At 35.5% G+C, this 25194-nt stretch carries 24 protein-coding genes, 2 tRNA genes and 2 pseudogenes; 3 read left to right on the forward strand and 25 right to left on the reverse strand.

All coding sequences use genetic code 11. From position 1 onward, the window contains the following. Window positions 1–46 precede the first annotated feature (46 nt). The 6 genes and pseudogenes from prfB to CBF37_RS02465 form a co-directional block, all read right to left on the reverse strand. A protein-coding gene (prfB, locus tag CBF37_RS02445; protein ID WP_206168027.1) for a peptide chain release factor 2 occupies window positions 47–1151 on the reverse strand; the annotation gives its coding sequence in 2 pieces (ribosomal slippage) (window positions 47–1078 and window positions 1080–1151; 1104 coding nt in all). 67 nt (window positions 1152–1218) lie between these two features. Then, a pseudogene (locus tag CBF37_RS11950) lies at window positions 1219–1290 on the reverse strand (SEC-C metal-binding domain-containing protein); the annotation flags it as partial. Between the two features lie 78 nt (window positions 1291–1368). Then, window positions 1369–3744 (reverse strand): annotated as a pseudogene (gene secA, locus CBF37_RS02450) (preprotein translocase subunit SecA); the annotation flags it as partial. A 168-nt stretch (window positions 3745–3912) separates the two neighbouring features. Then, the gene (hpf, locus tag CBF37_RS02455; protein WP_125983129.1) at window positions 3913–4464 is read right to left on the reverse strand and encodes a ribosome hibernation-promoting factor, HPF/YfiA family; all 552 of its coding nucleotides are present in this window, start codon (window positions 4462–4464) and stop codon (window positions 3913–3915) included. 148 nt (window positions 4465–4612) lie between these two features. Beyond that, complete coding sequence (locus CBF37_RS02460; RefSeq protein ID WP_125983130.1) at window positions 4613–5311, reverse strand: ComF family protein; 699 nt, start codon at window positions 5309–5311, stop codon at window positions 4613–4615. Continuing rightward, window positions 5311–6537 carry an ATP-dependent helicase ComFA gene (locus tag CBF37_RS02465; RefSeq protein ID WP_125983131.1) on the reverse strand — a complete coding sequence of 409 codons (1227 nt, stop codon included), beginning with the start codon at window positions 6535–6537 and terminating at the stop codon, window positions 5311–5313. The genes CBF37_RS02460 and CBF37_RS02465 overlap by 1 nt, the downstream gene beginning before the upstream one ends. A gap of 213 nt (window positions 6538–6750) precedes the next feature. Between CBF37_RS02465 and CBF37_RS02470 the strand changes: the two genes are divergently transcribed. Then, complete coding sequence (locus CBF37_RS02470) at window positions 6751–7680, forward strand: alpha/beta fold hydrolase (protein ID WP_125983132.1); 930 nt, start codon at window positions 6751–6753, stop codon at window positions 7678–7680. Window positions 7681–7729: 49 nt separating this feature from the next. Here CBF37_RS02470 and CBF37_RS02475 read toward each other — a convergent pair whose 3' ends face one another. Next, window positions 7730–8281, reverse strand: a complete 552-nt coding sequence (locus CBF37_RS02475; RefSeq protein WP_125983133.1) for a hypothetical protein — start codon at window positions 8279–8281, stop codon at window positions 7730–7732. Between the two features lie 39 nt (window positions 8282–8320). Here CBF37_RS02475 and CBF37_RS02480 point away from each other — a divergent pair, with 39 nt between their 5' ends. Beyond that, window positions 8321–8959, forward strand: a complete 639-nt coding sequence (locus CBF37_RS02480) for a YigZ family protein (RefSeq protein ID WP_125983134.1) — start codon at window positions 8321–8323, stop codon at window positions 8957–8959. Window positions 8960–8989: 30 nt separating this feature from the next. Here CBF37_RS02480 and CBF37_RS02485 read toward each other — a convergent pair whose 3' ends face one another. Both CBF37_RS02485 and CBF37_RS02490 read right to left on the reverse strand, forming a co-directional pair. Next, complete coding sequence (locus tag CBF37_RS02485; RefSeq protein WP_125983135.1) at window positions 8990–9697, reverse strand: GntR family transcriptional regulator; 708 nt, start codon at window positions 9695–9697, stop codon at window positions 8990–8992. 88 nt (window positions 9698–9785) lie between these two features. Next, window positions 9786–14036, reverse strand: coding sequence for a 2-hydroxyacyl-CoA dehydratase (locus CBF37_RS02490; protein ID WP_125983136.1), 4251 nt, complete (start codon window positions 14034–14036; stop codon window positions 9786–9788). A 174-nt stretch (window positions 14037–14210) separates the two neighbouring features. Here CBF37_RS02490 and CBF37_RS02495 point away from each other — a divergent pair, with 174 nt between their 5' ends. Next, complete coding sequence (locus CBF37_RS02495) at window positions 14211–14816, forward strand: TetR/AcrR family transcriptional regulator (RefSeq protein WP_125983137.1); 606 nt, start codon at window positions 14211–14213, stop codon at window positions 14814–14816. 32 nt (window positions 14817–14848) lie between these two features. Here CBF37_RS02495 and CBF37_RS02500 read toward each other — a convergent pair whose 3' ends face one another. From CBF37_RS02500 to atpD, 16 genes are all read right to left on the reverse strand, one after another. Beyond that, complete coding sequence (locus CBF37_RS02500; protein ID WP_125983138.1) at window positions 14849–15028, reverse strand: hypothetical protein; 180 nt, start codon at window positions 15026–15028, stop codon at window positions 14849–14851. A 93-nt stretch (window positions 15029–15121) separates the two neighbouring features. Then, a tRNA-Gln gene (locus tag CBF37_RS02505) sits at window positions 15122–15193 on the reverse strand. Window positions 15194–15200: 7 nt separating this feature from the next. After that, window positions 15201–15281, reverse strand: a tRNA-Tyr gene (locus CBF37_RS02510). Between the two features lie 90 nt (window positions 15282–15371). Then, window positions 15372–15602, reverse strand: coding sequence for a DUF2969 domain-containing protein (locus tag CBF37_RS02515; protein ID WP_165866608.1), 231 nt, complete (start codon window positions 15600–15602; stop codon window positions 15372–15374). A gap of 121 nt (window positions 15603–15723) precedes the next feature. After that, on the reverse strand, window positions 15724–16374 hold the full coding sequence (locus CBF37_RS02520; RefSeq protein ID WP_125983140.1) for a CBS and ACT domain-containing protein: 651 nt from the start codon (window positions 16372–16374) through the stop codon (window positions 15724–15726). 4 nt (window positions 16375–16378) lie between these two features. After that, window positions 16379–17083 carry an ABC transporter ATP-binding protein gene (locus tag CBF37_RS02525; protein ID WP_125983141.1) on the reverse strand — a complete coding sequence of 235 codons (705 nt, stop codon included), beginning with the start codon at window positions 17081–17083 and terminating at the stop codon, window positions 16379–16381. Continuing rightward, window positions 17083–17859 carry an ABC transporter ATP-binding protein gene (locus CBF37_RS02530; RefSeq protein WP_125983142.1) on the reverse strand — a complete coding sequence of 259 codons (777 nt, stop codon included), beginning with the start codon at window positions 17857–17859 and terminating at the stop codon, window positions 17083–17085. Before CBF37_RS02530 ends, CBF37_RS02525 begins: the two co-directional genes overlap by 1 nt. After that, a complete protein-coding gene (locus CBF37_RS02535; protein ID WP_125983143.1) occupies window positions 17837–18805 on the reverse strand; it encodes a branched-chain amino acid ABC transporter permease in 969 nt (322 codons plus the stop codon). The genes CBF37_RS02530 and CBF37_RS02535 overlap by 23 nt, the downstream gene beginning before the upstream one ends. A gap of 9 nt (window positions 18806–18814) precedes the next feature. Beyond that, the gene (locus CBF37_RS02540; protein ID WP_125983144.1) at window positions 18815–19690 is read right to left on the reverse strand and encodes a branched-chain amino acid ABC transporter permease; all 876 of its coding nucleotides are present in this window, start codon (window positions 19688–19690) and stop codon (window positions 18815–18817) included. A gap of 66 nt (window positions 19691–19756) precedes the next feature. Beyond that, window positions 19757–20944 (reverse strand): ABC transporter substrate-binding protein, encoded by a 1188-nt coding sequence (locus CBF37_RS02545; protein WP_125983145.1) that lies wholly within the window; start codon window positions 20942–20944, stop codon window positions 19757–19759. 149 nt (window positions 20945–21093) lie between these two features. After that, the gene (gene yidD, locus CBF37_RS02550; protein ID WP_125983146.1) at window positions 21094–21369 is read right to left on the reverse strand and encodes a membrane protein insertion efficiency factor YidD; all 276 of its coding nucleotides are present in this window, start codon (window positions 21367–21369) and stop codon (window positions 21094–21096) included. Between the two features lie 56 nt (window positions 21370–21425). Further along, complete coding sequence (locus tag CBF37_RS02555) at window positions 21426–21599, reverse strand: DNA-directed RNA polymerase subunit beta (RefSeq protein ID WP_125983147.1); 174 nt, start codon at window positions 21597–21599, stop codon at window positions 21426–21428. A 33-nt stretch (window positions 21600–21632) separates the two neighbouring features. Then, on the reverse strand, window positions 21633–22931 hold the full coding sequence (gene murA / locus CBF37_RS02560; RefSeq protein ID WP_125983148.1) for a UDP-N-acetylglucosamine 1-carboxyvinyltransferase: 1299 nt from the start codon (window positions 22929–22931) through the stop codon (window positions 21633–21635). 93 nt (window positions 22932–23024) lie between these two features. Continuing rightward, on the reverse strand, window positions 23025–23264 hold the full coding sequence (locus CBF37_RS02565) for a DUF1146 family protein (protein WP_125983253.1): 240 nt from the start codon (window positions 23262–23264) through the stop codon (window positions 23025–23027). A 70-nt stretch (window positions 23265–23334) separates the two neighbouring features. After that, window positions 23335–23763 (reverse strand): F0F1 ATP synthase subunit epsilon, encoded by a 429-nt coding sequence (locus CBF37_RS02570; protein ID WP_125983149.1) that lies wholly within the window; start codon window positions 23761–23763, stop codon window positions 23335–23337. Window positions 23764–23778: 15 nt separating this feature from the next. After that, complete coding sequence (atpD, locus tag CBF37_RS02575) at window positions 23779–25182, reverse strand: F0F1 ATP synthase subunit beta (RefSeq protein ID WP_125983150.1); 1404 nt, start codon at window positions 25180–25182, stop codon at window positions 23779–23781. Between the last annotated feature and the right edge of the window lie 12 nt (window positions 25183–25194).

Here is a 25194-nt window from a genome sequence, read left to right on the forward strand (position 1 = left end):
ACAAAATTTATTTTATAAATCGTTACAATTTCATGTCATTTACTACTTAATCATTTAATTTCCAACGAAGATAAGCATCAATAAACCCGTCAATATCTCCATCCATAACAGATTGAGTATTGCCAACTTCATAATTGGTTCGATGATCTTTAACCATAGAATACGGATGAAAAACATATGAACGAATTTGAGAACCCCAACCTATTTCCTTCTGTTCCCCCCTTATTTCTGCAGCCTCTTGTTCCTTTTTCTCAACTTCCAACTGATATAATTTTGCTCTCAACATACTCATCGCTTGTTCCCTATTCTTTAATTGAGAACGCTGTGCTTGGCTTGCAACCACAACACCTGTCGGTAAATGCGTAATACGAACTGCTGATTCAGTTTTATTGATATGCTGGCCTCCAGCACCGCTTGCACGATACGTATCAATTTTCAGATCATCTGTTTTAATATCAATATCTATGTTGTCAGGTAATTCTGGCATAACATCAACTGAACAGAACGAGGTATGGCGACGACTATTAGAATCAAATGGCGAGATACGGACAAGACGATGAACACCTTTTTCTGATTTTAAATATCCATATGCATTGAATCCTTTTATTAATAAGGTCACACTCTTGATACCCGCTTCATCTCCAGGTAAATAATCAAGTGTTTCCACTGTATAGCCTTTTTGTTCTGCCCATCTAATGTACATTCTCAGCAGCATACTACCCCAATCCTGTGATTCTGTTCCTCCAGCACCTGGATGCAATTCTAGAATAGCATAATTTTTATCGTAAGGACCATCAAGTAGTTGGCTGAGTTCATACTCGTCAAGCTGCTCTGCAAATTCATTTATTTGTTGTTCTAAGTCTTGCTGCATTTCTGCGTCAGGTTCTTCCAGCACCAACTCAAGCAATACCGTTAGTTCTTCATAACTATTTTCGAGTGTTTTAAAAGTCTCATATAGTACCTTAATTTGATTAGACTCATCAATAAATGCTTGGGCCTTTTCTGAGTCGTCCCAAAATCCTGGCTGTGCCATTTGATACTCAGCTTCTGCAACCTGTTCCTCTAACTCATTTAAGTCAAAGAGACCCCCTAAGATTTGTTAATGTTTCTTCAAAGTCTTTTATTTGTGCTTTACTTTCACTTATCTCCATATAATTTACGTACCTCCGCTCAAAAATGAATACGACTCAGAATATTCTAAGTCGTATATCATAATATCTATACTGGTTTACCATGACAATTTTTATACTTTTTACCACTACCGCAAGGACATGGGTCATTTCGACCAATATGCTCTCCAACTTTGATAGGCTTTTGTGGCACTGCTTCAGATGCTGCTTCTGGACCTTGTTCTCGCATTGTAGAAGTCGGAGTGACTTGTTCACGCTGAACATTTTGTCTCATTTCGGCTTTCATAAATAAACGAGTCGTTTCAAATTCAATAGCTCCTATCATGTCGATAAACATCTGATAGCCTTCTGTTTGATATTCAACAAGCGGATTATTTTGTCCATAAGCTCTTAAACCAATTGACTCACGCAACTGATCCATTGCATCAATATGATCCATCCACTTCATATCAACTACTCGCAAAATAACTACTTTTTGGAACTCTAAGATCTGTTCTGGACTATCCAGTATTTCAGCTTTGTCTTGATATACTTTTTTCGCTTTATCATAAATCATGATTTTCATTTCTTCAGGTGTCTTATTTTCTAATTCACCTATTGAAATATCATCTGGATGTGTAATTACATTGCCAACAAAATCAACTAATCCTTGTAAGTTCCACTCTGGTTTTTCACCTTGAGTATGATCCTCTACATATTGATTGATTGTTCTTTCTACCATACCAAGCAATACCGGTTTTAAATCATCTTCTGCTGTAATGATTTGATATCGCTGACGATAAATAACTTCACGCTGCTCACGCATAACATCATCATATTGCAAGACGTTCTTACGTGTATCGTAGTTATTACCTTCAACACGTTTTTGCGCACCTTCAACTTGTTTAGTCAGCATACGACTCTGAATCACTGCATCTTCGTCTTCTAATTTCATGCGATCTAAGAAAACCTTAATTCGTTCAGAACCGAATCGTTTCATCAAATCATCTTCCAGAGATAAGTAGAACTGAGTTTCGCCAGGATCTCCTTGACGACCAGCACGTCCTCGCAATTGGTTATCTATACGACGAGATTCGTGACGTTCTGTACCAATCACACATAAGCCGCCAACATCTTTTACTCCGTGACCTAAACGAATATCTGTCCCACGACCGGCCATGTTGGTTGCAATTGTAACTGCACCTTTTTGACCCGCATTCATGATAATTTCAGCTTCTTTAAAATGATTCTTAGCATTTAAAACCTCGTGAGGTATACCCGCTTGATCCAACAAGTCAGCTAATAACTCTGACGTTTCGACTGCAACTGTACCGACCAATATTGGTTGACCAATCTCATGACGAGATTTAATATCTTTCACAACTGCATGGAACTTACTTTTTAAAGTTGGATACAATAAATCAGGATTATCCAGACGTGCAATCGGACGGTTTGTTGGGATTTGAATAACTTGCATATTATATATTTCTCTAAATTCTTCTTCTTCAGTTTTAGCTGTACCTGTCATACCCGATAATTTTTTATACATACGGAAATAGTTTTGGAACGTAATATTAGCCAATGTTTTTGTTTCATCTTCGATTTCAACAGATTCCTTGGCTTCAATTGCTTGGTGTAATCCATCAGAATAACGCCGACCATCCATAATACGACCAGTAAATTGATCAACGATTAATACTTTGCCATCTTGAACAACATAGTCAATGTCTTTAATCATGATAAAATTCGCCCTTAATGACTGATCAATATAATGAGTTAATGATGTATTTGAAATATCATATAAATTGTCAAGGTTGAAATGTTTTTCAGCTTTATTAATACCAGATTCTGTCAAACTGATAGTTTTTGATTGTACATCAATTTTATAATCTTCTTCAGCTGTTAAAATTTTACAAAAATTATCCGCTCGATTATACATAGCTGTTGACTTTTCAGCTTGACCAGAAATAATCAAAGGCGTTCTGGCCTCATCAATTAAGATTGAATCAACCTCATCAACAACAGCAAAATTTAAAGGACGCTGAACCATCTGATTGCGATAAACAACCATGTTATCACGTAAATAATCAAATCCCAATTCATTATTGGTAGAATAAGTAATATCACACGCATAAGCTTCACGTTTTTCCTCAGCTGTTTTTGAATTTAAGTTTAATCCAACAGTAAGACCGAGAAAACTGTATAACTCGCCCATTTCATTTGCATCACGAGTTGATAAATATTCATTTACTGTAACAACGTGGACTCCTTCGCCAGAAATAGCATTTAAGTAAACCGGCATTGTTGCCGTTAAAGTCTTACCTTCACCTGTTTTCATTTCTGGAATATTTCCATCATGCAGCACAATGCCACCCATTAATTGGACCCTATATGGAAATAGACCTAGCACACGTTTTGCACCTTCACGTACTACTGCAAAAGCCTCAACTAGTAAATCATCAAGTGTCTCTCCTTGACGATATCTATTGCGAAACTCTTCTGTCTTTTCTTTGATTTGATCATCTGTTAATACTGACATTTCTTCTGCTAAACTATCAATTTTATCAGCAATGTGTCCGAGTCTTCGTAATTCTTTTTTATCATTTTCAATTAAAGTTTTTAAAAAATTAGCCATTGAATTAAATCCTACCCTCTCATAAGTAATCTTGTATTTTTTGTATCGGTTGAGGTTATCCTATACATTTTAGCATTACTCAATAAAAAATTAAACCTCATATTAAAAAAACTTATTTTCAAATGAAAAAACCTCATGATTTTATCATGAGGTTTCGTAGGGATCATCTTAATTTGTTTCAATCAAACCGTATTTTCCGTCTTTACGTTTATAAACAATGCTGATACCATTTGTCTCAGCATCTTCAAAAATAAAGAAGTTATGACCAAGCATATTCATTTGTAAAACAGCTTCTTCACTGTCCATTGGTTTTAATGACAAACGTTTTGTACGTACAATTTCTAAATCCGGTTCAATAGTTGCTGTTTCTGTTTCAACCTCAAAGATCGTAGCAGGTGCAATAGCTTCAGATGATTGTCGAGATTTCCTATTAATTTTAGTCTTGTATTTTCTAATTTGACGTTCTAATTTATCAACAACTAAATCAACACTTGCATATAAATCAGGTGATGTCTCTTCAGCACGTAATACAAGATATGGTAAAGGAATAGTAACCTCAACCTTAGCAGTTTTATCAGAGTATACCTTTAAATTAACGTGTACTGTTGAATCAGGAACATCTGTAAAATATTTTTCAATTTTACTTATTTTTTTTTCCACGTAATCTCTGATTGCTTGAGTTACCTCAATATTTTCACCGCGAACATTATATCTAAACATACTAAATTGCCCCTTTCGTCGTTACAATTTACTTACAAAGAGTACAGCAGAAGGACCACTCAACCAACTGCCTCTTTATACTTATATTATAACTAAAAAACGTACAAATGACAAATATCTTACCATTTCATATCTAGATATTTTTCATCTATCTAGCTAATGAAAGCGAAAACACTCTATCAGCTTTATTATCATATAATAAATTTCTAGCCAATTGAACTGTCTTACCGGTTGTATAAATATCATCAAATAGTAGTAGTGTCTTTCCGGATAATTTCTTTTTGTACCGTCGTTCAATTGCAAATGGTTGTCTCAATTGCAGACGTTTCTTCCGACATTTTTCACTTTGTGCCGCGTGGTGATCTTTTTTTATTAAAATTCGTTCATACATGATTCGACCAGCATCAAGCATGGATTCCGTTTGGTTAAACCCTCGTTCTGCTAAACGCTCGTCAGATATAGGAATCGGAACAACTATTACTTGCCGCCCGAATGATTTTATCGCAGCAACTATCAATTGGGAAAAGGCACTAGATAATTGATAATCACCTTTAAATTTAAAAAACTGAAAATAATCGTGCATCATCTCGTCATAATCAAAAAGTGCTTGATGACCAAAAAAATGATGCTTTTTATCTTTAAGCCACAACACGCAATCATCACAAACGTTCTTTTTTGTTATTGCGCAGCAGCATTGGCACCTGCATCTCGTATCATCTGCAATTAAACTGAATTTAGTTAGACAGTCTGCACATATCATTCCATCAGGGCCTGAACAAAATTTAAAGAGCTGTTCTAATGATAGATTGTAAACAATCGGCATACCACAAAGTACACATTGATTCATTATATGGATTCATCTCCATTCATTGATTCAATAAATTTTTTTGCGCGTTTCATGTCTAGACTAATTCCATCATGCACAAAATAAATATTACCAGTCGGATAATCTGGAGAACGCCCCACTCGACCAGATATTTGAACTAGCGTTGACATTGTGAAAACAGAGTGATTGGCTTGTACTACTAAAACATCAATACCTGGAAAAGTCACGCCTCTCTCTAAGATGGTTGTAGTTAATAGCCAATCAATTTGGTTATTCCTCATTGAGAGAACAATTGCTTCACGCTTGTTAGATGCTGCATGAACCATAGCAATCCTTTTATCAGGAAATTGGACTGCGATTAACTTATAAAACTGTTTCATTTTTTTAATACTTGGTAGAAATATTAATAAATGTTTATCTTGATTATTAAGTAATTTACAAAGTTTACTAGGTAATTTACCACAGCCTATCTTTTTCATAATCGCTCTACACCAGATTATCTGTGGCACTGGTAAAGGAAAACCATGAAATCTTTTAGACAAAAAACTTACTTGCTTATCAGAGGAGAACTCTGCCATTAACCTTTTAGTAGGTGTTGCCGTCAGGTAGATTAACAGTCCGCGACGTTTTAATGACTTTTTCGTCCCATACTTTAAGAATTCACTATCCGCATAAGGAAACGAATCGACCTCGTCAACAATCAACACATCAAACATTTTATAGAAACGCAGTAATTGATGTGTTGTGCATACAAAAAATGAAGATTTATTATATATCGGCTGTTGACCGTAAAGCAGGACAATGTCCGTTTTTGGAAAAGCAGACTTAAAACGAGGATATAATTCAAGACAAACATCTACTCTAGGTGACGCCACACCAATTGTTTTACCTTCTGACAAAACTCTTTCAATCAAAGCAAACAATATTTCAGTCTTACCTGCACCTGTTACTGCACTAATTAGATGCTTCTTTTGCCTTTGGTTATACGCAGTGAGTAGATTACCAGAAATCTTCGCTTGTGATGATGTTAATTTTCCGCTCCATTCCATTTTATGGTTTTGGTTGTGTTGTTTTAAGGTTGACTTTTGTGTCATAAAATAGAGTTGATTATAACTTGTTACTCGATTTAAAGAAATACATCTTGGACAATAATAAAAAGATAGTTTTTTATTGATAATCTTAACTTTTTCTTTGACATGGGACGTACCACAGCGATTGCATCGCACCATTTTCTTTGATTTAGTCATACCTCTTTTTTTAAGAATATCTTTAGAATTTAATAATGGCCAGAATTTTTACGGTATTTCCTGTTTCAATAGACGTCGGCCCGCTAAAAGTGTTTTAAATTCTTCCATCTTGACACCTCTTTAAAAGAATATTCGTGAATAACTAGTTGATTTTTCCGAAATAGATTATACTATATATTAAGTTTAAGATAGACAATAGGAGGCAGCTAAATAATGAAACGAAATTTTGTAATAGAGTCAACTGACAAAAAAACAGATTTAAACGGTATTATATGGCAAGCAGATGAAAATAAAGAACCTTCAGCTATCATTCAAATTGTACACGGCATGGCTGAATATGTTGAACGATACCATGAATTTGCAGAATACATGACTGGCAAAGGATTTTTAGTCGTTGGTCATGATCATTTAGGTCATGGAGATTCTGTAGACCTTGACCAGCCACTGTACGGATTTTTTTCTGAAGAGGACAGTGCGGAAACAGTCGTAAATGACACCTATCAAATTACAAATTATGCCCAAAACCGATGGCCTGATATTCCAACATTTATTCTAGGTCATAGTATGGGATCATTTGTCCTACGCAATTATTTGAAAAAATATAGTGACCAGATTGATGGAGCTATTTTGATGGGTTCTAGTTCGTATCGCAATGATTTAAAAATGCTACAAAAATTATTAAAAGGGTTAAATACACTATCTCCTAAAACTGTCAATCCAGCAATTGATAAACTCTTTTTCGGTACCTTCAATAAAAAAATTAAAAAGCCACAATCGAAAAATGCATGGTTGTCAAAAAATGAATCAAATGTAACTAACTATGATCAGAATGAAAAAACTGGGTTTATTTTTACAAACAACGGTTTTTATACGCTCATTGACCTAATGTATCAAGCCACATGTAAAAATTGGTTTGATCCTATTCGCCGTGATTTACCATTTCTGATTATCAGCGGAGAACAAGATCCTGTCGGTAATTACGGTAAAGGTCCCAGAAAATCAGCATCTGAATTGAGTAACAATTACTTTGGTGATGTTACACTTCGCTTATACGCAAATTTACGACACGAAATTTTAAACGAGACCGAAAAAAGTGTAGTTGAATCAGATATTTACCAATGGATGAAACAGCACATTAACTAAAAAAGCAAGTCTCCGCTTTGTTTAATGCTTAAAGCGGATGACTTGCTTATTACTTTAATTGTTCAAATGTTCCTAAAATTGTATCAAGTTCTTTGATAATTTCTGATGATGGCTTTGATTCGCTGGTCCAAGCACCCAAATTAATGAAGTAATCTTTTGTTTCAATCAAATATGTACGATACGTCAATGTACGCTGCTTAGCATCCTTCAATTCAAAACCCAAATGAACGGCATCTAAACCGTTAAGTTTAGTCTTTTTAGGCTCTACAGTAATTTTTGCATCGTTATCATTTAACTTAGTTTCAAACTCTTCTAAATATTGCGATAGCATGCGTTTATCTACAGGTTCAAAACCAGCTGTCATAAAACTCTTTTTATCCTTATTTGCTACTAAGAATGCTATTTTGGAGTCCTTGTCAGGAAACTTTATCCAGCCATTTAACAGGCGAAAACGATACTCATGATTATCCATATCAAATGTATACATTAATGCGTCTTTAGGATCAGTTGCCTTAGCTGTGGGTGATTCTTTTTTAGCACAGCCACTAATCATTGTAATTAAAAAAATAGTAACAATTATTGTTCTTAAATGAAATTTCATTTTTTTCTCCTTACCAAAAAAATCCACGGAGGGATACACATGTTATTAAACTACTATACCATAAAACAAGATGGTGAGTACGAAATTGAGATTAAAAAATCTCGATTTATTTGCACGTTAAAACGTATTGAATCTGAAGCTGAAGCTAAAGAGGTTATCAATAAATTAAAAAAGATACACTGGAAAGCTGCCCACAACTGCTCTGCATTTGTTCTTGGCAACAATCAAGAAATCCAGCGTTCAAGTGATGATGGCGAACCTAGCGGGACTGCAGGAGTTCCAATGTTGGAAGTTTTAAAAGTTAAGCAACTTCACAATGTTTTAGCCGTTGTTACTCGATATTTTGGTGGTACAAAATTAGGTGCAGGCGGCTTAATTCGTGCCTACGGTCAATCTGTTGCAGATGCCATTACGCACGTCGGTCTTGTAGAAGGAAAACTTCAGCAGGAAATATTGATAACTGTCGATTATCCGATTCACGGCAAACTAGAGCACTTTCTGCAGCAAGAGAGCATAACAATTGCTGACACTCACTTTACAGATAAAGTAACAATCATCTGTAAAGTAGACGAGCAAGATATTGAGAGTTTTAAACAGGAAATTATCAACCTTTTGAGTAATCAGTGTCTTATCTCATCAGGTTCTATGAGCTACACAGAGTTGCCCTGCAATAATTAAAACAGGCACACCATCAAGGTGCCTGTTTTTTTATTTCTCTAAATAAAATTCAAAGCGTTCTCCTACATACTGGCTACGCACATACTCAAACGGTTGCCCATTCTCTAAATAGGAAACTTGCCGCAAGCGTAAGACAGCATCACCTTTTTTTATATCTAAATATTCCGCAATGCGTTCAGAAGCTACTAACGCAGAAATTGTTTGTGCTGATTTGCCGATTTTTTTATTTTCCTTTTCAGTTAAAACATGATACAAAGATTTTGTGACTTCTTGTTTATCATATGCTGAAATTAGATCATAAGGAATACTAGCTACCTCGAAACAAATCGGTATATCATCAGCATAGCGGATACGTTCCATTTTAATGATACTTGCATCTTTTTTTAAATCTAATTGTTCCATCTCGCTTGAACTGGGTTTCGTAACAAAATATGAGAGTGTTTTACTCGAAGGGTTTCCACCTTGTGCTCGAATAATATCAGAAAAACTTGTTGTACCGGTCATTGTCTCTTTAACCTTTTTTCGAGCAACGTAAGTTCCAGAACCTACTTTGCGTTCAAGAATTCCTTCATCAGCTAATGTTTGTATAGCTTGTCGCAGTGTCATTCGACTTACATTAAATGTTTCGGATAGTTCTCTTTCAGAAGGCAGACGATCACCAATACACCATTTTCCCTCTTCAATCTCCGTTTTTATTTGATCATGGATTTTTAAATACACAGGTAATTTTGACACCATTTGCAAACACACCCTCTCGCATTTTTCCCTTACATTATAACTGGTATAGACAAAGGTTACAACAAGATTCTATATTTGGCTCGATTCATCAAAAAGATTGAACGGTTTGGTCTAAGTTTTTTTCAGCAGTCGCTAATAAAAGACGGATCCGATTTAATTGATTAACAACCGACACTCCTGGGTCATAGTCAATTGCTGCAATATTAGCATGGGGATACTGATGTCTCAGTTCTTTCATGACACCTTTTCCTACTACATGATTCGGTAAGCAGCCGAATGGTTGCAAACAAATAATATTTGGTACATCGTGTTTTAATAAATCAATCATTTCGCCCGTCAAAAACCAACCTTCACCAGTCTGATTACCAATAGATAATATTTTTCCAGCATCATTTGCCAAATCATGAATAGAAGAAATATGACTAAATCGATTTGATTTTTTTAAAGCGTTATTCATTGGCTTTTCACAAAACTCAATTAGTTTAATAGCAAATTCTGACAACCATTTTGACTTTTTACTAAAACCTAAATTATCATATTTCCATATAGCATTATATAAAGAGTAATTCATAAATCCAATAATACCAGGCACCACAGCTTCAGCACCTTCTTCTTCTAAAATACTAACAATATCATTATTTGCAGTCGGCGAATACTTCACTAAAATTTCACCAACGACACCAACTTTTGGTTTTACTTGATCTATTAAAGGAATACAATCAAATTCTGAAATTATCTGTTTCATATGTTTTTTAAATAAATAAAACGAACCAATCTGGACACTGCGCTGAACTTTTGTAATCCATCGATTATGCAAATCGTTGACTGACCCTTTTTTAAGTTCGTACGGGCGAGTCCGGTAGACCAATTTTTCAAACAGATCTCCATATAAAAATGCTATTGCAGCACGCTTCATTAGAGGAATGCTTAATTTAAAGCCTGGATTAGTCTCAACACCTTGATTTCCCAGAGAGATTGACACTACAGGAACTTGATCGAATCCAGCATCTGAGAGTGCCTTGCGCAGTAAAGGTATATAATTCGTCGCACGGCATCCACCGCCTGTTTGTGTTAACATGACGCTAGTATTATTAATATCATATTTACCTGATTGTAATGCCTCAACAAGCTGGCCGATTGAAATAATTGCCGGATAACACGCGTCATTGTTTACATATCTTAAGCCAACGTCAATGGCTGTTTTATCTTGACTAGGCAAACAGACGACATTATATCCGCTAGCTTTTAATGCTGTGTCGACAAGCCCCTCTTGATGAATAGGGCTCAACATTGGTAAAAGCAGTGTATGATTTTTTCGCATCTCTTTAGTAAAGGTCGGCACTTTTACTGATTCGCACATTTTTGCAGGACTAACATTATTTTTTTCTCTTTCAGAAATTGCTGATTTTAATGAACGCAATCTAATCCGAACAGCCCCTAAATTTGACCCTTCATCAATTTTTAATACCGTATAAATCCGTCCATACTGCTCCATAATTTCTTCCACTTGGTCTGTTGTAACCGCATCTAATCCACATCCAAATGAATTTAATTGGACTAACTCTAAATTGGGAATCTTTGCAACAAGCCTAGCTGCCGCATACAATCTTGAATGGTAAACCCATTGATTCACAACACGTAAATTTTCAATGTTTCCAAGATGGCAGATACTATCTTCTGTCAATACATGGAATCCTTCTTGCGTAATAATATTAGCGATACCATGATTAATTTCAGGATCGATATGATACGGTCTGCCGGAAAGTACAATTGCTTTTTGATTTGTCTTTTGTATTTTCTCAAGCAATTTTTCTCCTCGTTTTTGTAACCCTTCTTTAAAGGAATTCATTTCCGCATAGCCCTGTTCTACAGCTGTTCTGATCTGTTCAATGGTAAAATTAAAATCAGAAAAACACTGTACCAGCTGCTCAACTACTGATTCAGAATCTGCTAAATTCAGATATGGGTTGCGATAATCAACAAGTCCTTGACGAACGTCATCCATATTGTTTTTGATAACATCCGAATAACTTTGAACTATCGGACAATTAAAATGATTATCTGCATGGCTATCTTCAACACGCTCGTAGACGACACCTGGATAAAAAATAATATCAACGTGTTCTTTAATTAATTCTGAAATATGCCCATGAACTAATTTAGCAGGATAACAAACAGTGTCGCTAGGAATTGTTTCTATGCCTTCTTCATATATTGCTTTAGTTGAATTTGGCGATAGTACGACTCGGAATCCTAAATTAGTAAATATTGTATGCCACATTGGATAATTCTCATACATATTAAGAACTCTAGGTATTCCGATTGAACCATTCTCAGCCTTTTCCTTCTTAAGCGACCGGTATTTAAACAATTTTCGATATTTATAATCAACTAAATTTTCCCGACGTGCATCTCTATTTATCTTCTGTTCAGCTCCTCGTTCACATCGATTTCCTGTAATATATTTACGGCCATCAGAAAACCATGTAACCGTTAATGCACAATTATTCTCACAAAGTCCACAATGTGTAAATTCTTTACGGGCAGATAAAGCGTCCATTTCTTCAGACGTTAATACAGAACTTTCTTCATCAGATAATTGATAGTTTTCTTGGGCAATAAGAGCAGCGCCATATGCCCCCATTAATCCAGCAATATTTGGTCTTATCACCTCTCGACCGCTAATCAATTCAAAGGCCCGCAAAACGGCTTCATTGTAAAAGGTGCCTCCCTGACAAACAATAGTTTGTCCTAATTCTTCTGAGTCACGCATTTTAATCACTTTAAACAGTGCATTTTTAATCACTGAATATGCTAAACCAGCAGAAATATCTCCAGGTAATGCTCCTTCTTTTTGCACTTGCCTTACTTTAGAGTTCATAAAAACAGTACATCGCGAACCTAAGTCAACCGGTGTTTTTGATGCGACTGCCGCTTCAGCAAAATCATTGATTGAAAAATTTAAACTTTTCGCAAAAGTTTCCAAAAAGGAACCACATCCTGATGAACAAGCTTCATTAAGCTGAATTGATGATAATGACTTATTTTTGATCGTCATTGCTTTCATGTCTTGACCGCCAATATCTAAAATGAAATCAACATCAGGTGCAAAAAATCGAGCAGCTTTATAATGAGCCATTGTTTCTACTTCACCTAAATCAATATTTAAAGCATGCTTTATAAGATGCTCGCCATAACCGGTTACAGTTGTTTTTGCTACATAGGCATTAACTGGTAATTGACGATAAATATCTTGCATAATAGTTATTGTTTTCTCTAATGGTTGACCTTCATTATTTCCATAGAATTGATACAAAAGTTGTGAGTTATCTCCAATAACACAAATTTTTGTAGTCGTTGAACCTGCATCTATGCCAATAAAGACCGGTCCACAATAATCCAAAAAATTCCGTTCGGTTACTTTTGCACGCTGATGTCTATCTCTAAATTCAATCAGCTCTTGCTGATTATTAAATAACGGAGGTAATGTATTACCTATTGTTGTTTGCTCGTTAGTCTCCACAACTAACTTATCCATCAAATCATCTAACGATATCAACTCATTTTCCTTTATAGATAATGCAGCTCCTAACGCTACAAACAATTGAGGATTTTCTGGAAAAATCACTTGATTAACGGATAATTCCAAAGTATCAATAAACCGACTCCGTAATTCGCTCATAAAAAAAAGTGGGCCTCCAAGAAAAGCAACATTACCTTTAATTTTTCTGCCAGAAGCTAAACCAGCAATTGTTTGGTTAACAACAGCCTGAAAAACACTAGCTGCAATATCTTCTCTACGCGCTCCTTCGTTAATCAAAGGTTGAATATCTGTTTTAGCAAAAACACCACATCTAGAAGCAATCGGATAAATTGTTTGATGATTTTTAGCCAGTTCGTTTAACCCTGCTGCATCAGTTTGAAGCAAACTTGCCATTTGATCAATAAACGCTCCGGTTCCACCCGCACAACTACCGTTCATGCGCTGTTCTAATGACCCCTCAAAAAAAGTTATCTTTGCATCTTCACCGCCCAGTTCGATAGCAACGTCTGTCTCAGGAATTATCTCCTCAATTGCTCTAGTACCGGCAATTACTTCTTGGACAAACGGAATACCTAAAGAGTCCGATAAACCCATTCCGCCTGAACCCGTGATCATACATACCATAGTATTTATATTTGGTAACTCAATTCTTATTTGTCTCAGAACCTTTAAAAATGCGCCTTTTATATCAGAAAAATGACGCTCATAAGTTGAATAAAGTATTTTCCCTTCATGATCTAATACAATACATTTGATAGTTGTTGAACCGACATCTATACCTAATCGAATAATCATTCTCTTCGTCTCCCAAATTATCAACACCTTGTTGAATAACTTACAAAGTGTTTGATATACTATATATATACTTATTTTATGCTTACAGAAAATATTTTCAATCATCAATACACCCACATTTGTGATTTAAGCAACAATCATTGTACATTTGTTGGTTTTAGGAGGGATTTTTTTATGAAAAAACCAGATTTACGCGTCATTCGGACAAAAAAGATGATTATCGACTCCTTTCTCTCACTTGTTAGTGAGAAAGGCTACGAAGCCGTTACCATTCAAGATATTGCAAACTCAGCAATGATTAACCGCGCTACTTTTTATGCACACTTTAAAGATAAACCCGATTTGTATGATTTCATTATGGAATTTGCTGTCTCTAATTTGAGTGTCATTCTTGATTCAAAAAAGATCAGCAATTCTCAACTAATCCATATTAAAGACATTGAACAAACACTGACCACTATTTTTACATTAATCAAGGAAAAACAGGAATTTTTTATTATTCTGACAGAGGGCAGTTCAAGCGAATTATTTCGAAAAAAAATTATTGATATTCTTGCAAAACAATATGAGGAAACATTTTCTAAATTACGAATAACTGAAAATGATATTGATGTTCCTATCAGCTTTATTATTGAATACATGACTTCTATTTTTATCGGTACGGTTCATTGGTGGGTTACTACTGATTCGGAATTTCAGCCAAGTCAGATGGCACGCTTAGTGATAAAACTTGTAGGTAATGGGCACCTAACTGTTTTAGGTATTGATGTCATTGATTAAAATAAAAAAGACCTTCTTTTGTGAAGGTCTTTTTAATATAACTTAGAATGCCATTTACGCGTGTTGCTTTTTAAATCTCTTAAAAATGGATGTTTGTTCGGCTTCATTACGACACCATTAGATTTTAAATTATCTAAATTCGTAGCACCTTTAATGACACTTGTATAATGCATCAATTGGTCTCTCAATTTTATTGTTGTATCTTGCATCATATCCAGATTCCTCCCAATAAAATAATTATCCTATTATTATAATACCATAAAAAAACTAAAAAACTACACCAAATTGATGTAGTCAATGCGTAACTGGGCTAGCTGGATTCGAACCAACGAGTGACGGAGTCAAAGTCCGTTGCCTTACCGCTTGGCTATAGCCCAATAGATATGGAGGGAGGCAGATTCGAACTGCCGAACCCAAAGGAGCGGATTTACAGTCCGCCGCGTTTAGCCACTTCGCTATCCCTCCAGAATCAAGGTTAGATTATTTAATTCTCAACCCGACCTCAATATAATACCTAAAATTTCAGAAAATTGCAACTTTTTTTTTAGATTAATTTTAATTATGTAAATTCCAATATTTTATTAATTCCTCGCATGCATCATCCACTGATTTTGTTGTCACCTTATAAGATGACTCACCAATTGCTTGATACTTACTTTCGCCAACAGGTTCAATGGTTCCGATAACTTTTTTGCCTGCAACTAATTGATAGCAAGTTATTACTTCACCGTCTTTTTGTTTAGTAATCTCATTTAATTCGACTTCAATATCTTTATTTTTTTTCACATCTATACATCCCTTCTTTATCATTCTCATTGAGAATAGCATAATTCAGATTATTTGTTAAGCACCTGAACAAATAAAAAAGATGCCTTTCAGCACCTCTTCCTTGATTAGGTTAACATTATTACTTCGGATTTGTTTTAACAATCGACAAAACATGATACCCTTGTGCTTCTATCAATTCTTTAATCTTTGTTTGGTCAGTTGATGTTGTTTGAAAAACAATAATCGGTGATACTTCTTTTCGATAAACAATAACTTGAATAATGCTTATCTTGTTATCAGAAAAAGTTTGTGTCAATTTAGCTAAAATGCCAGCTTGATCTTGGTCAACTTTCACAGTAATTCTCATTCCTGTTTCATTATAACCGGTCACATTAAGAAAGGCATCAAAAATATCATTATTAGTAATGATTCCGATAACTTCTCCCGTCTCAGCTGTAACAGGAAGTACACCAATATTATTTTTGCGCATCAGATAAATACCATCTTCTAATAGAGCATTTTCTTCTACTATTTTAACATCAGTAATCATTACATCAGACACAATTGTTTTATTTAATAAGTAGTTCAACTCATAAACACTTAAACTTGTTACTTTTGAAGGCAGTGCTTCTTGAATCGTTCCTTCAGTCAGCAAACCAACTAATTGTCCATTAACGATAACTGGTAATCGATGAATTTTTTGCTCTTTCATTAAATCAATAGCATCAAAAATTTTTGCCTCTGGTTCTATAGAAATAATCGGTGTTGTCATAAAATCTTTTATAAACATAAATTTACCCTCCTAAATAAGCCTTACGAACCTCTGAACTATGCAGTAGCTCATCACCTGTTCCCTCTAAAACTACTTTACCAGTTTCAAGTACATATCCTCGATCTGCAATGCTCAAAGCCATTTTAGCATTCTGCTCAATTAATAATACTGTCGTGCCTTGCTTATTAATCTCTTGAATTATTGAAAAAATCTCTTTGATAAAAATTGGCGCTAGTCCCATCGACGGTTCATCTAAGAGTAGCAGTTTAGGGCGTGACATTAGCGCGCGACCCATCGCCAGCATCTGCTGTTCACCACCTGATAAAGTTGCAGCATCTTGATTTATTCTTTCAGCTAAAATTGGGAATCTTTCAAAAACTAAATTTAAAATTTTTTGACTTTCTTTAGCATCTTTAAATAAGAAAGCTCCTAATTCTAAATTTTCCATAACTGTCATACCTGGAAAGACGTGTCTTCCCTCAGGAACTTGAACTAGACCGCTGGCAACTATTTTAGGAGATGCCTCTTTCTGAATATCATTATTTTCAAATTCAATTGATCCTTGACTTGGTCTAACCAATCCGGAAATAGTCCGCAATATAGTTGTCTTACCAGCACCGTTCGCACCAATCAAACTAACGATTTCTCCTTGATTCACTTCAAACGAGACATCTTTAACTGCTTGAATCATGCCATAGTGGACTGACATATTTTTTATTTTCAGCATTATAGGTCACCTCCTAAATAAGCCTTGATAACACGAGGATTTTCCTTAATCTCTTGTGGTAGACCCTCTGCAATAATCTGACCATACTCCAACACATATATTCTTTCACAAACATCCATAACTAAAGACATATCATGTTCGATTAACAAAATAGTCAGATTAAACTCTTTTTGAATTTTTTTTATTAATTCAGTTAATTCTGCTGTTTCTTGAGGATTCATTCCCGCCGCAGGTTCATCTAAAAAAAGTAATTTTGGATCAGTTCCTAGGGCCCGAACAATTTCCAAACGTCTTTGTTCACCATAAGACAAATTTTTTGCTAATGAATTAGCTTTTTCTGCCAAATCAAAAATAGCTAATAGTTTAAGAGCCTTTTGCTCCATCAAATCTTCATCTTTAAAGAACTTAGGTAAGCGCAGGATACCTGTTAGTGTCCCTTCATGTTGTTTTGTATTTAATGCGATTAAGACATTATCTAATACCGTCAAGTCTTTAAACAAACGGATATTTTGAAACGTACGGCTTAAGCCTAAATTTGCAATCTTAAAAGGTTTTTTACCGTTAAGACGAATTTCTTGAATGTCATTGTTAAATAATACATCCCCTTCTGACGGAACATAAACTCCAGTCAATAGATTGAACAACGTCGTTTTACCAGCACCATTTGGCCCAATCAAACCGACTAATTCATTCGTATCTAGTTTTAAATTGACATTTGATACTGCCGTTAAGCCACCAAAATTTTTAGTTAGATTATTTACTGTCAGTAGGGACATTTTGATGACCTCCTTTTCTAAAAATCTTTTTGAAAGACAATTCGTATTTACCTAAAAGTCCGCTTGGTTTAAAAATCATGATTATAATCAAAGCCAAAGCATATATGATCATTCGAATTGTACCGGCATCTTGTAAAAACATATTTAAAAATCCTAAAACAATAGCTGCTACAAACGTACCCGTAATACTTCCGACACCGCCAAATACGACAATAATTAAGATATCGATTGATTTCATAAAAGTAAAATTAGCCGGCATAACCGTTTGGAAATAGCTGGCATAAAGTCCACCTGCCAGTGCAGCAGTCATTGCTCCAATAACAAATGCCGTCACTTTATACTTTGTTGTGTTAACGCCCATTGCTTCAGCCGCAATCTCATTTTCACGAACTGATAACATTGCACGACCTGAGGCACTATAAATGAAGTTCGTCGTAATTAATGTCGTCACACAAACAAAGATATATACCATCGACCACGTAACGAATGGGGTAATTCCAAAAAGACCTGCCGCTCCATTCGTCACACCGTCTAAATTGATAATCAAAATTCGAATAATTTCAGCAACACCCAAAGTTGCAATTGCTAGATAGTCGCCAGACAACCTTAATGTCGGAATACCAACAATTAGAGCAACTAATCCAGAAATAATTACACCAATCAGCAGACCCGTATAAAAACCGCCAATAGTCGGTGTCTTCAAAGAAAGAATGGCCGTTGCATAAGCTCCGATTGCCATGAATCCCGCATGACCCAACGAAAACTGACCTGCAAAACCAATAACTAAATTTAAACCTACTGCTAAAATTATATTTATACCAATCAAAACGAGCGTTGTTTCTATAACAGGCGGCATTAATCCGCCAGCATATAAAACATTCAGCAGAACAAATCCTAGAACCATCAAACCAGCCCATGACATATTAGCTTTTAAATTTTTTCTCATATCTATCACCTACACTTTTTCTTTGACATTTTTTCCTAACAAGCCAGCTGGTCTAACCAATAATACAATAATTAGAATGACATACACGACGGCGTCTCGATAAGCTGTTAACCCGATAGCACTGACAAATGTTTCAATCAGACCAATCGCTAAACCGCCTAACGCTGCACCCGGTATAATCCCAATACCTCCGAAAACAGCTGCAATAAACGCCTTTAGACCTGGCGCAACTCCCATCATCGGATCAATACTGTTATAGTATAAACCAATTAAAACACCAGCAGCACCTGCCAATGCCGAACCAATTGCAAAGGTAAATGAAATCGTATGATTGACGTTAATCCCCATCAACTGAGCAGCGTCTGCATCAACACTTACTGCTCGCATAGCTTTACCCATTTTTGTTTTTTTAACAATTAATTGAAGAAGAATCATCAATAATACTGTTGTCACCAGAATAATTATTTGAATTTTATTAATTGTAAAAATTCCTAAATTATAATTTGTATTCTCAACGATTTGCGGAAACGGCTTAGTGTCTGCACTAAAAAAATAAATCATTACAGATTGTAATAAAAATGATACCCCAATCGCAGTAATTAACGCCGCAATTCGAGTTGAATTTCTAAGCGGACGATAAGCTAAAAATTCAATAATCACGCCTAAGGCTGCACACACCGCCATCGTGATTAAAAGTGTTGGAATTAAGCCCAATCCCAGCTTAGTTATTGTGTAATACCCCGTGAAAGCACCTATCATATAAATTTCACCGTGTGCAAAATTTATTAATTTAATAATTCCATAAACCATGGTATAACCTAAAGCTAAAAGCGCATAGATACTGCCTAATGATAAGCCATTAACTATTTGTTGAAAAATATCCATATCATACATCCTCTCTAACTAGAAATAAGTTTAGATAAGACTATCTAAACTTATTTCATTTTTGAATTATGGTTGAACTACATCTGCTGAAACTTGCTTACCATTTTCAACCTTAACAACTACTACCGCTTTCTCAGGATTATGATTTTTATCCATTGACATTTTACCTGTCACACCATCAAAATCTTTTAACTTAGTAAGCTCATCAGTTAAAGACTGACTATCCAAATCTTTTGCTTTTTCAAGAGAATCTTTGATCATATATACTGAGTCGTATGCCAAAGCACTAAATGAACTTGGAGCTTTTTTATAGTCCTTTGTATAATTTTCGATGAAGGCTTTTACGCGATCAGAACTAGGAGCCAATTCGGAAAAATGAGCTGTGTAATAAATATCATTCATATTCTTCGCATCCGCAACATCAATCAATTTTTCATCTGAGAACCCATCTGCTCCAAGAATCGGTTGTTTAATCCCCATTTCACGTGCTTGTTTGATAATCAAACCAGCCTCTTCATAATAACCAGGAATATAGAGAACATCAAAATCTTGGTCTTTAATTTTAGTTAAGACTGCCTTAAAGTCTTTATCTTTTTGATTAAATTTTTCATCAGCTACAATCTCACCTTTATAAGTCTCTTTAAAAGATTTAGTTAATCCTTTAGCATAATCACTAGAAACATCACCAATAATAATAGCATTTTTTGCTTTCAAATTATTTTGTGCATAGTTTGCTAAAATAACACCTTGAAACGAATCTTGGAAACCAGTTCTGAAAACGTATTCTTGAACTTTATCATTAATAACAGTAATTGAATCGTCAGTTGCTGATGGTGTAATAGTAGGGACTTTTGCCTTAGTCGTGTTAGGAATTATAGCTTTTGTATCTCCTGATGTAGCCGGACCAACAATTGCAACAACTTTATCTTTAGTCGTTAAATTAGCAGTAACCGTGGCAGCTTCAGCTGTATCAGATTTATTATCTTTTGATACTAGTTCAATCTGTTTTCCCTTAATCCCGCCATCCGCATTAATTTCTTTAACAGCTAACTCTGCGCCTTCTTTTTCCTGATTACCATAACCAGCTACAGGACCTGATAATTCAAGATTTAATCCAATTTTTATTTTATCACCATCCACTTTATTCCCTATTACAGCTGAATTTCCACCTACTGATCCGCCACCACCAGGAGCACCACCACATGCAGTCAATAGCAGCATACTCGCAAATAGTAGACCTGTTAATTTTTTCATATTATTTTCCTCCACTTTTTAGATTGATTAGTTGTTTATTAATATAATCTAATCAAACACTAATGTCAATGAATTGTCAGAAAATTTTTGCAATACACAAAAAAAATAAACACCCGCTAAAATAATTCATTTAAATTATTTAGCGGGTGTTACTTTTTTAAACGTTTATATGGTCCAGGATAAGTATCGTCTAAATTTTTTTTAAGAGTAAATTTTTTTGGTACATAATCAATACCACCTTTTACAAATGGATGACAACGTAAAATTCGCGCCGTACCCATTGCCGTACCCTTTATTACACCATGATAACTAACAGCATCAATCATGTATTGTGAACAAGTAGGGTAGTATCGACAACTTTTTGGTAATAAGGGAGAAATAAACTTTTGATAAAAACGGACAGGCCAAATTATAATTCGTTTCACTACATTAACACCTTCTCAAAAAAGCCATTAACCTGATTAGATTAATAGCTTTCAAACTATTTTAAAATATTTAATACTTGCTGCCAATTTGTTGTGTTAAAAGCATCCGCAGATGACCCCTTGCCTAAAACCACAAAACCTGCAAAGACACCAATTAAAAATAAGATAATTAATGCCAAGATAGCTAAAAGCACTAATGACACATGAATAATAATTCTTTTTTTAGCCATAAGAGTATACGGACCACCTCCCAAATAATGCTACTAATTACCCGCTAATACTGCCACAGGTTCATCAGTTGTATCAGAGATACGTTCGATGTTAGCACCTAATTTTGCTAGCTTATTATGAAAATCATAATAACCACGGTCTAGATATTCTAGATGTGTGACTTTCGTCATACCTGCAGCGCGAAGTCCCGCTAATATAAGTGCAGCAGCTGCCCTTAAATCTGTTGCTGATACTTCGGCACCTTGAAAGCTTTCGACACCCTCTATACGAGCAACATTACCAGAAACCATGAACTCTGCACCCATCCGTTTCATTTCTTCTAAATGTTGGAAACGATTTTCAAAAACGGTTTCTGTTAAGATGCTAGCACCTTCAGATAAAGTCATCAAAACGCTCATCTGCGCTTGCATATCAGTTGGAAATCCAGGATGCGGCAATGTTTTAATATCTGTTGCCTTTAACTTATCCGGACCAATTACGCGAATACCCTCGTTTTCTTCAGTAACTTGAACACCCATTTCAACTAATTTAGAAATCAACGGCTTATTATGTTCCACAATACCATCCTTAATCAGAACATTACCTTTTGTCAAGGCTGCTGCCACCATGAATGTACCGGCTTCGATACGATCTTGTACAACTGAATGTTCAGCACCGTGGAGTGCTTCCACGCCTTCGATTCTGATAGTTTCAGTTCCTGCACCAGTAATTTTAGCTCCCATCTTATTTAGAAAGATAGCTAAGTCAACGATTTCAGGTTCACGTGCCACATTTTCAATGACTGTTTCACCTTCAGCCTTCACAGCAGCCATCATAATATTTTGGGTTGCACCGACACTTGGAAAATCTAAATAAATACGCGCTCCCTTTAGTTTATCCGCACGTGCTTCGATATAACCACTCTCTTGCGTAATCTCAGCACCCAAAGCTTGGAAACCTTTCAGATGTAAATCAATTGGACGCTTTCCAATTGCACAGCCCCCAGGCATTGCTACTTTAGCATGGCCATTACGAGCTAGCAAAGGCCCCATAACGACAATCGATGCTCTCATTTGAGATACATACTCAAATGGTGCTTCGATGTTTAACTGTTTTGTTGCGTTAATTACAATAGTATTTGTCGACTCATCAAAATTGATATCCGTGTTTAAGTATTTTATTACATTGTTCATAGTAAATACATCAGATAGTATTGGTGCATTTTTAATTTTTACATCACCAGTTTCAGCTAATAGTGCTCCTGCCAATATAGGCAATACTGCATTTTTAGCTCCTTCAATTTTCACTTGTCCGTTTAATGATTTTGTCTCACGAACAACGATATAATCCATTTGTCTCCCTCCAAGAATATAAGGAATAAAGTAAATCGATAATATTATACCATGACTTTATAATAAATGATATCTGATGAAGAAATTTCTCATTTAAGAAAAGCTCGAAAATAGATTTCTCACTAAGTACATGACCTCCAAAAAGAATGAACTTGAGCCATACCCTAACACAATTGATAAAAACACATAGAATATTTTTATCTGCCTTTCAAATTGTTGTCCCTTCTTAAATAGAAGGTCCAGTCGGAGTGATTGTAAACTCCAAAATGCCAAATAAATAAAAGCCAGGTGACTAAAAAATCTTACTAACGTATCAACACCATATACTTGTATGCCCATCTTCTCACTCTCTCTTCTTCAATAAAAAAGGTAAAGGATTTTCTGCTATCCTTTACCTTTTTAACTATTTATGTTTATTTGCAACATTTAATCGATTGATTGCGCGGTGCAAAGCAACTTCTGCACGATCCATGTCAATGGATTCGTCTTTATGTTCTTTTGCCATTGCAATTTTTTCTTTTGCACGTTGTTTAGCCATTTCAGCACGAGCTATATCAATATTGCCTTCAGTTTCTGCGCTGTTTGCTAAAATCGTAACAACATTATCTCGTATTTCAATAATACCACCATTTACAGCAATCCATTCTGACTGGTCATGATCATTATTATTTAAATCGATTCTAACTGCATCAATTTGTAATGGCGCAATTAGCGGAGCATGGTTTGGTAAAACCCCCAATGAACCGTTTGTTGTATTTGCAACAAGAAATTTCGCTTCATGGTCATAAATAATTCCACTCGGCGTAACGATATTAACTACGAAAGAACTCATTATCATCTCTCCTTATTAATATCCAGTTTTATTAGCTTTCTCGATAACTTCTTCGATTCGTCCAACGTTTCTAAAAGCATCTTCAGGCAAATCATCATGTTTACCATCTAAAATTTCTCTAAAGCCTTTAACTGTTTCTCTTAAAGGAACATAACTTCCTGGTTGTCCAGTGAATTGTTCAGCAACGTTAAAGTTTTGTGACAAGAAGAATTGAGCTCGACGAGCACGACCAACAATAATCTTTTCATCGTCAGATAATTCGTCCATTCCTAAAATGGCAATAATATCTTGCAATTCCTTATAGCGTTGTAACAAGTGTTGAACTTCTGTTGCTACTTTATAGTGTTCTTCACCGACAATTCCTGGTTCCAAGGCACTAGAAGAAGAAGCCAACGGGTCAACTGCTGGATATATACCTTGCTCAGCTAAATGACGTTCCAAGTTAGTAGTAGAATCCAAATGTGCAAACGCAGTTGCAGGAGCTGGATCCGTATAGTCATCGGCAGGTACATAGATGGCTTGAATCGATGTAATCGAACCATCTTTAGTAGATGTAATACGTTCTTGTAATTGTCCCATCTCTGTTGCTAACGTTGGTTGGTAACCAACAGCAGAAGGCATACGTCCTAACAAGGCAGAAACTTCTGAACCAGCTTGTGTAAAACGGAAGATGTTATCAATAAATAATAAAACATCTTGCTTTTCTTGGTCACGGAAATACTCAGCCATTGTCAATCCAGTTAACGCAACACGCATTCTGGCACCAGGTGGTTCATTCATTTGGCCAAATACCATGGCTGTTTTCGTAATAACACCTGAATCTTTCATTTCAAAATACAAGTCATTACCTTCACGTGTTCTTTCACCAACACCGGCAAAAACAGAAATACCACCATGTTCTTGTGCAATATTATGAATTAATTCTTGAATCAGTACGGTTTTACCAACACCGGCACCACCGAACAAACCAACTTTACCACCTTTCAAGTAAGGTGCTAATAAATCAATAACTTTAATCCCTGTTTCAAGAACTTCAGTGTTTGTACTCAAATTTTCATATACTGGAGCTTTTGTATGGATGCCGTGACGCTCAACATCTTCACTAAGAGGACCATCTAAATCGATAGGCTCTCCTAACACGTTGAATACGCGTCCCAAAGTAATATCACCTACCGGAACGCTGATTGCAGAACCAGTCGCTAAAACTTCCATACCGCGTTGCAGTCCATCTGTTGATTCCATGGCAATGGTACGAACAACTCCATCACCTAGTTCTAACGTAACTTCAAGAACAACTTTTTGTTTGCTTTCTGATTTATAAACAACCAAAGCATCATTTATATCAGGCAACGATTGATCTAACGGAAATGCTACGTCAACAACGGGACCAATTACTTGGACTATTTTTCCTACTTTCATTAATCGTCTTCC

The sequence above is a fragment of the Vagococcus vulneris genome, from assembly GCF_003950515.1.
Lineage (GTDB): Bacteria > Bacillota > Bacilli > Lactobacillales > Vagococcaceae > Vagococcus > Vagococcus vulneris.

Coding starts and splice junctions, on each gene's coding strand:
- CBF37_RS02525 (WP_125983141.1), bottom strand. CDS start 17,083: ATGCTGAAAATAAAAAATATGTCAGTCCACTATGGCATGATTCAAGCA.
- CBF37_RS02465 (WP_125983131.1), bottom strand. CDS start 6,537: ATGACTAAATCAAAGAAAATGGTGCGATGCAATCGCTGTGGTACGTCC.
- CBF37_RS02545 (WP_125983145.1), bottom strand. CDS start 20,944: ATGAAAAAATTAACAGGTCTACTATTTGCGAGTATGCTGCTATTGACT.
- CBF37_RS02470 (WP_125983132.1), top strand. CDS start 6,751: ATGAAACGAAATTTTGTAATAGAGTCAACTGACAAAAAAACAGATTTA.
- CBF37_RS02495 (WP_125983137.1), top strand. CDS start 14,211: ATGAAAAAACCAGATTTACGCGTCATTCGGACAAAAAAGATGATTATC.
- CBF37_RS02480 (WP_125983134.1), top strand. CDS start 8,321: ATGTTATTAAACTACTATACCATAAAACAAGATGGTGAGTACGAAATT.
- CBF37_RS02530 (WP_125983142.1), bottom strand. CDS start 17,859: ATGTCCCTACTGACAGTAAATAATCTAACTAAAAATTTTGGTGGCTTA.
- CBF37_RS02555 (WP_125983147.1), bottom strand. CDS start 21,599: ATGGCTAAAAAAAGAATTATTATTCATGTGTCATTAGTGCTTTTAGCT.
- CBF37_RS02540 (WP_125983144.1), bottom strand. CDS start 19,690: ATGGATATTTTTCAACAAATAGTTAATGGCTTATCATTAGGCAGTATC.
- murA (WP_125983148.1), bottom strand. CDS start 22,931: ATGGATTATATCGTTGTTCGTGAGACAAAATCATTAAACGGACAAGTG.
- CBF37_RS02475 (WP_125983133.1), bottom strand. CDS start 8,281: ATGAAATTTCATTTAAGAACAATAATTGTTACTATTTTTTTAATTACA.
- CBF37_RS02570 (WP_125983149.1), bottom strand. CDS start 23,763: ATGAGTTCTTTCGTAGTTAATATCGTTACGCCGAGTGGAATTATTTAT.
- CBF37_RS02490 (WP_125983136.1), bottom strand. CDS start 14,036: ATGATTATTCGATTAGGTATAGATGTCGGTTCAACAACTATCAAATGT.
- CBF37_RS02500 (WP_125983138.1), bottom strand. CDS start 15,028: ATGATGCAAGATACAACAATAAAATTGAGAGACCAATTGATGCATTAT.
- CBF37_RS02485 (WP_125983135.1), bottom strand. CDS start 9,697: ATGGTGTCAAAATTACCTGTGTATTTAAAAATCCATGATCAAATAAAA.
- CBF37_RS02520 (WP_125983140.1), bottom strand. CDS start 16,374: ATGTTTATAAAAGATTTTATGACAACACCGATTATTTCTATAGAACCA.
- atpD (WP_125983150.1), bottom strand. CDS start 25,182: ATGAAAGTAGGAAAAATAGTCCAAGTAATTGGTCCCGTTGTTGACGTA.
- CBF37_RS02460 (WP_125983130.1), bottom strand. CDS start 5,311: ATGAATCAATGTGTACTTTGTGGTATGCCGATTGTTTACAATCTATCA.
- hpf (WP_125983129.1), bottom strand. CDS start 4,464: ATGTTTAGATATAATGTTCGCGGTGAAAATATTGAGGTAACTCAAGCA.
- CBF37_RS02535 (WP_125983143.1), bottom strand. CDS start 18,805: ATGAGAAAAAATTTAAAAGCTAATATGTCATGGGCTGGTTTGATGGTT.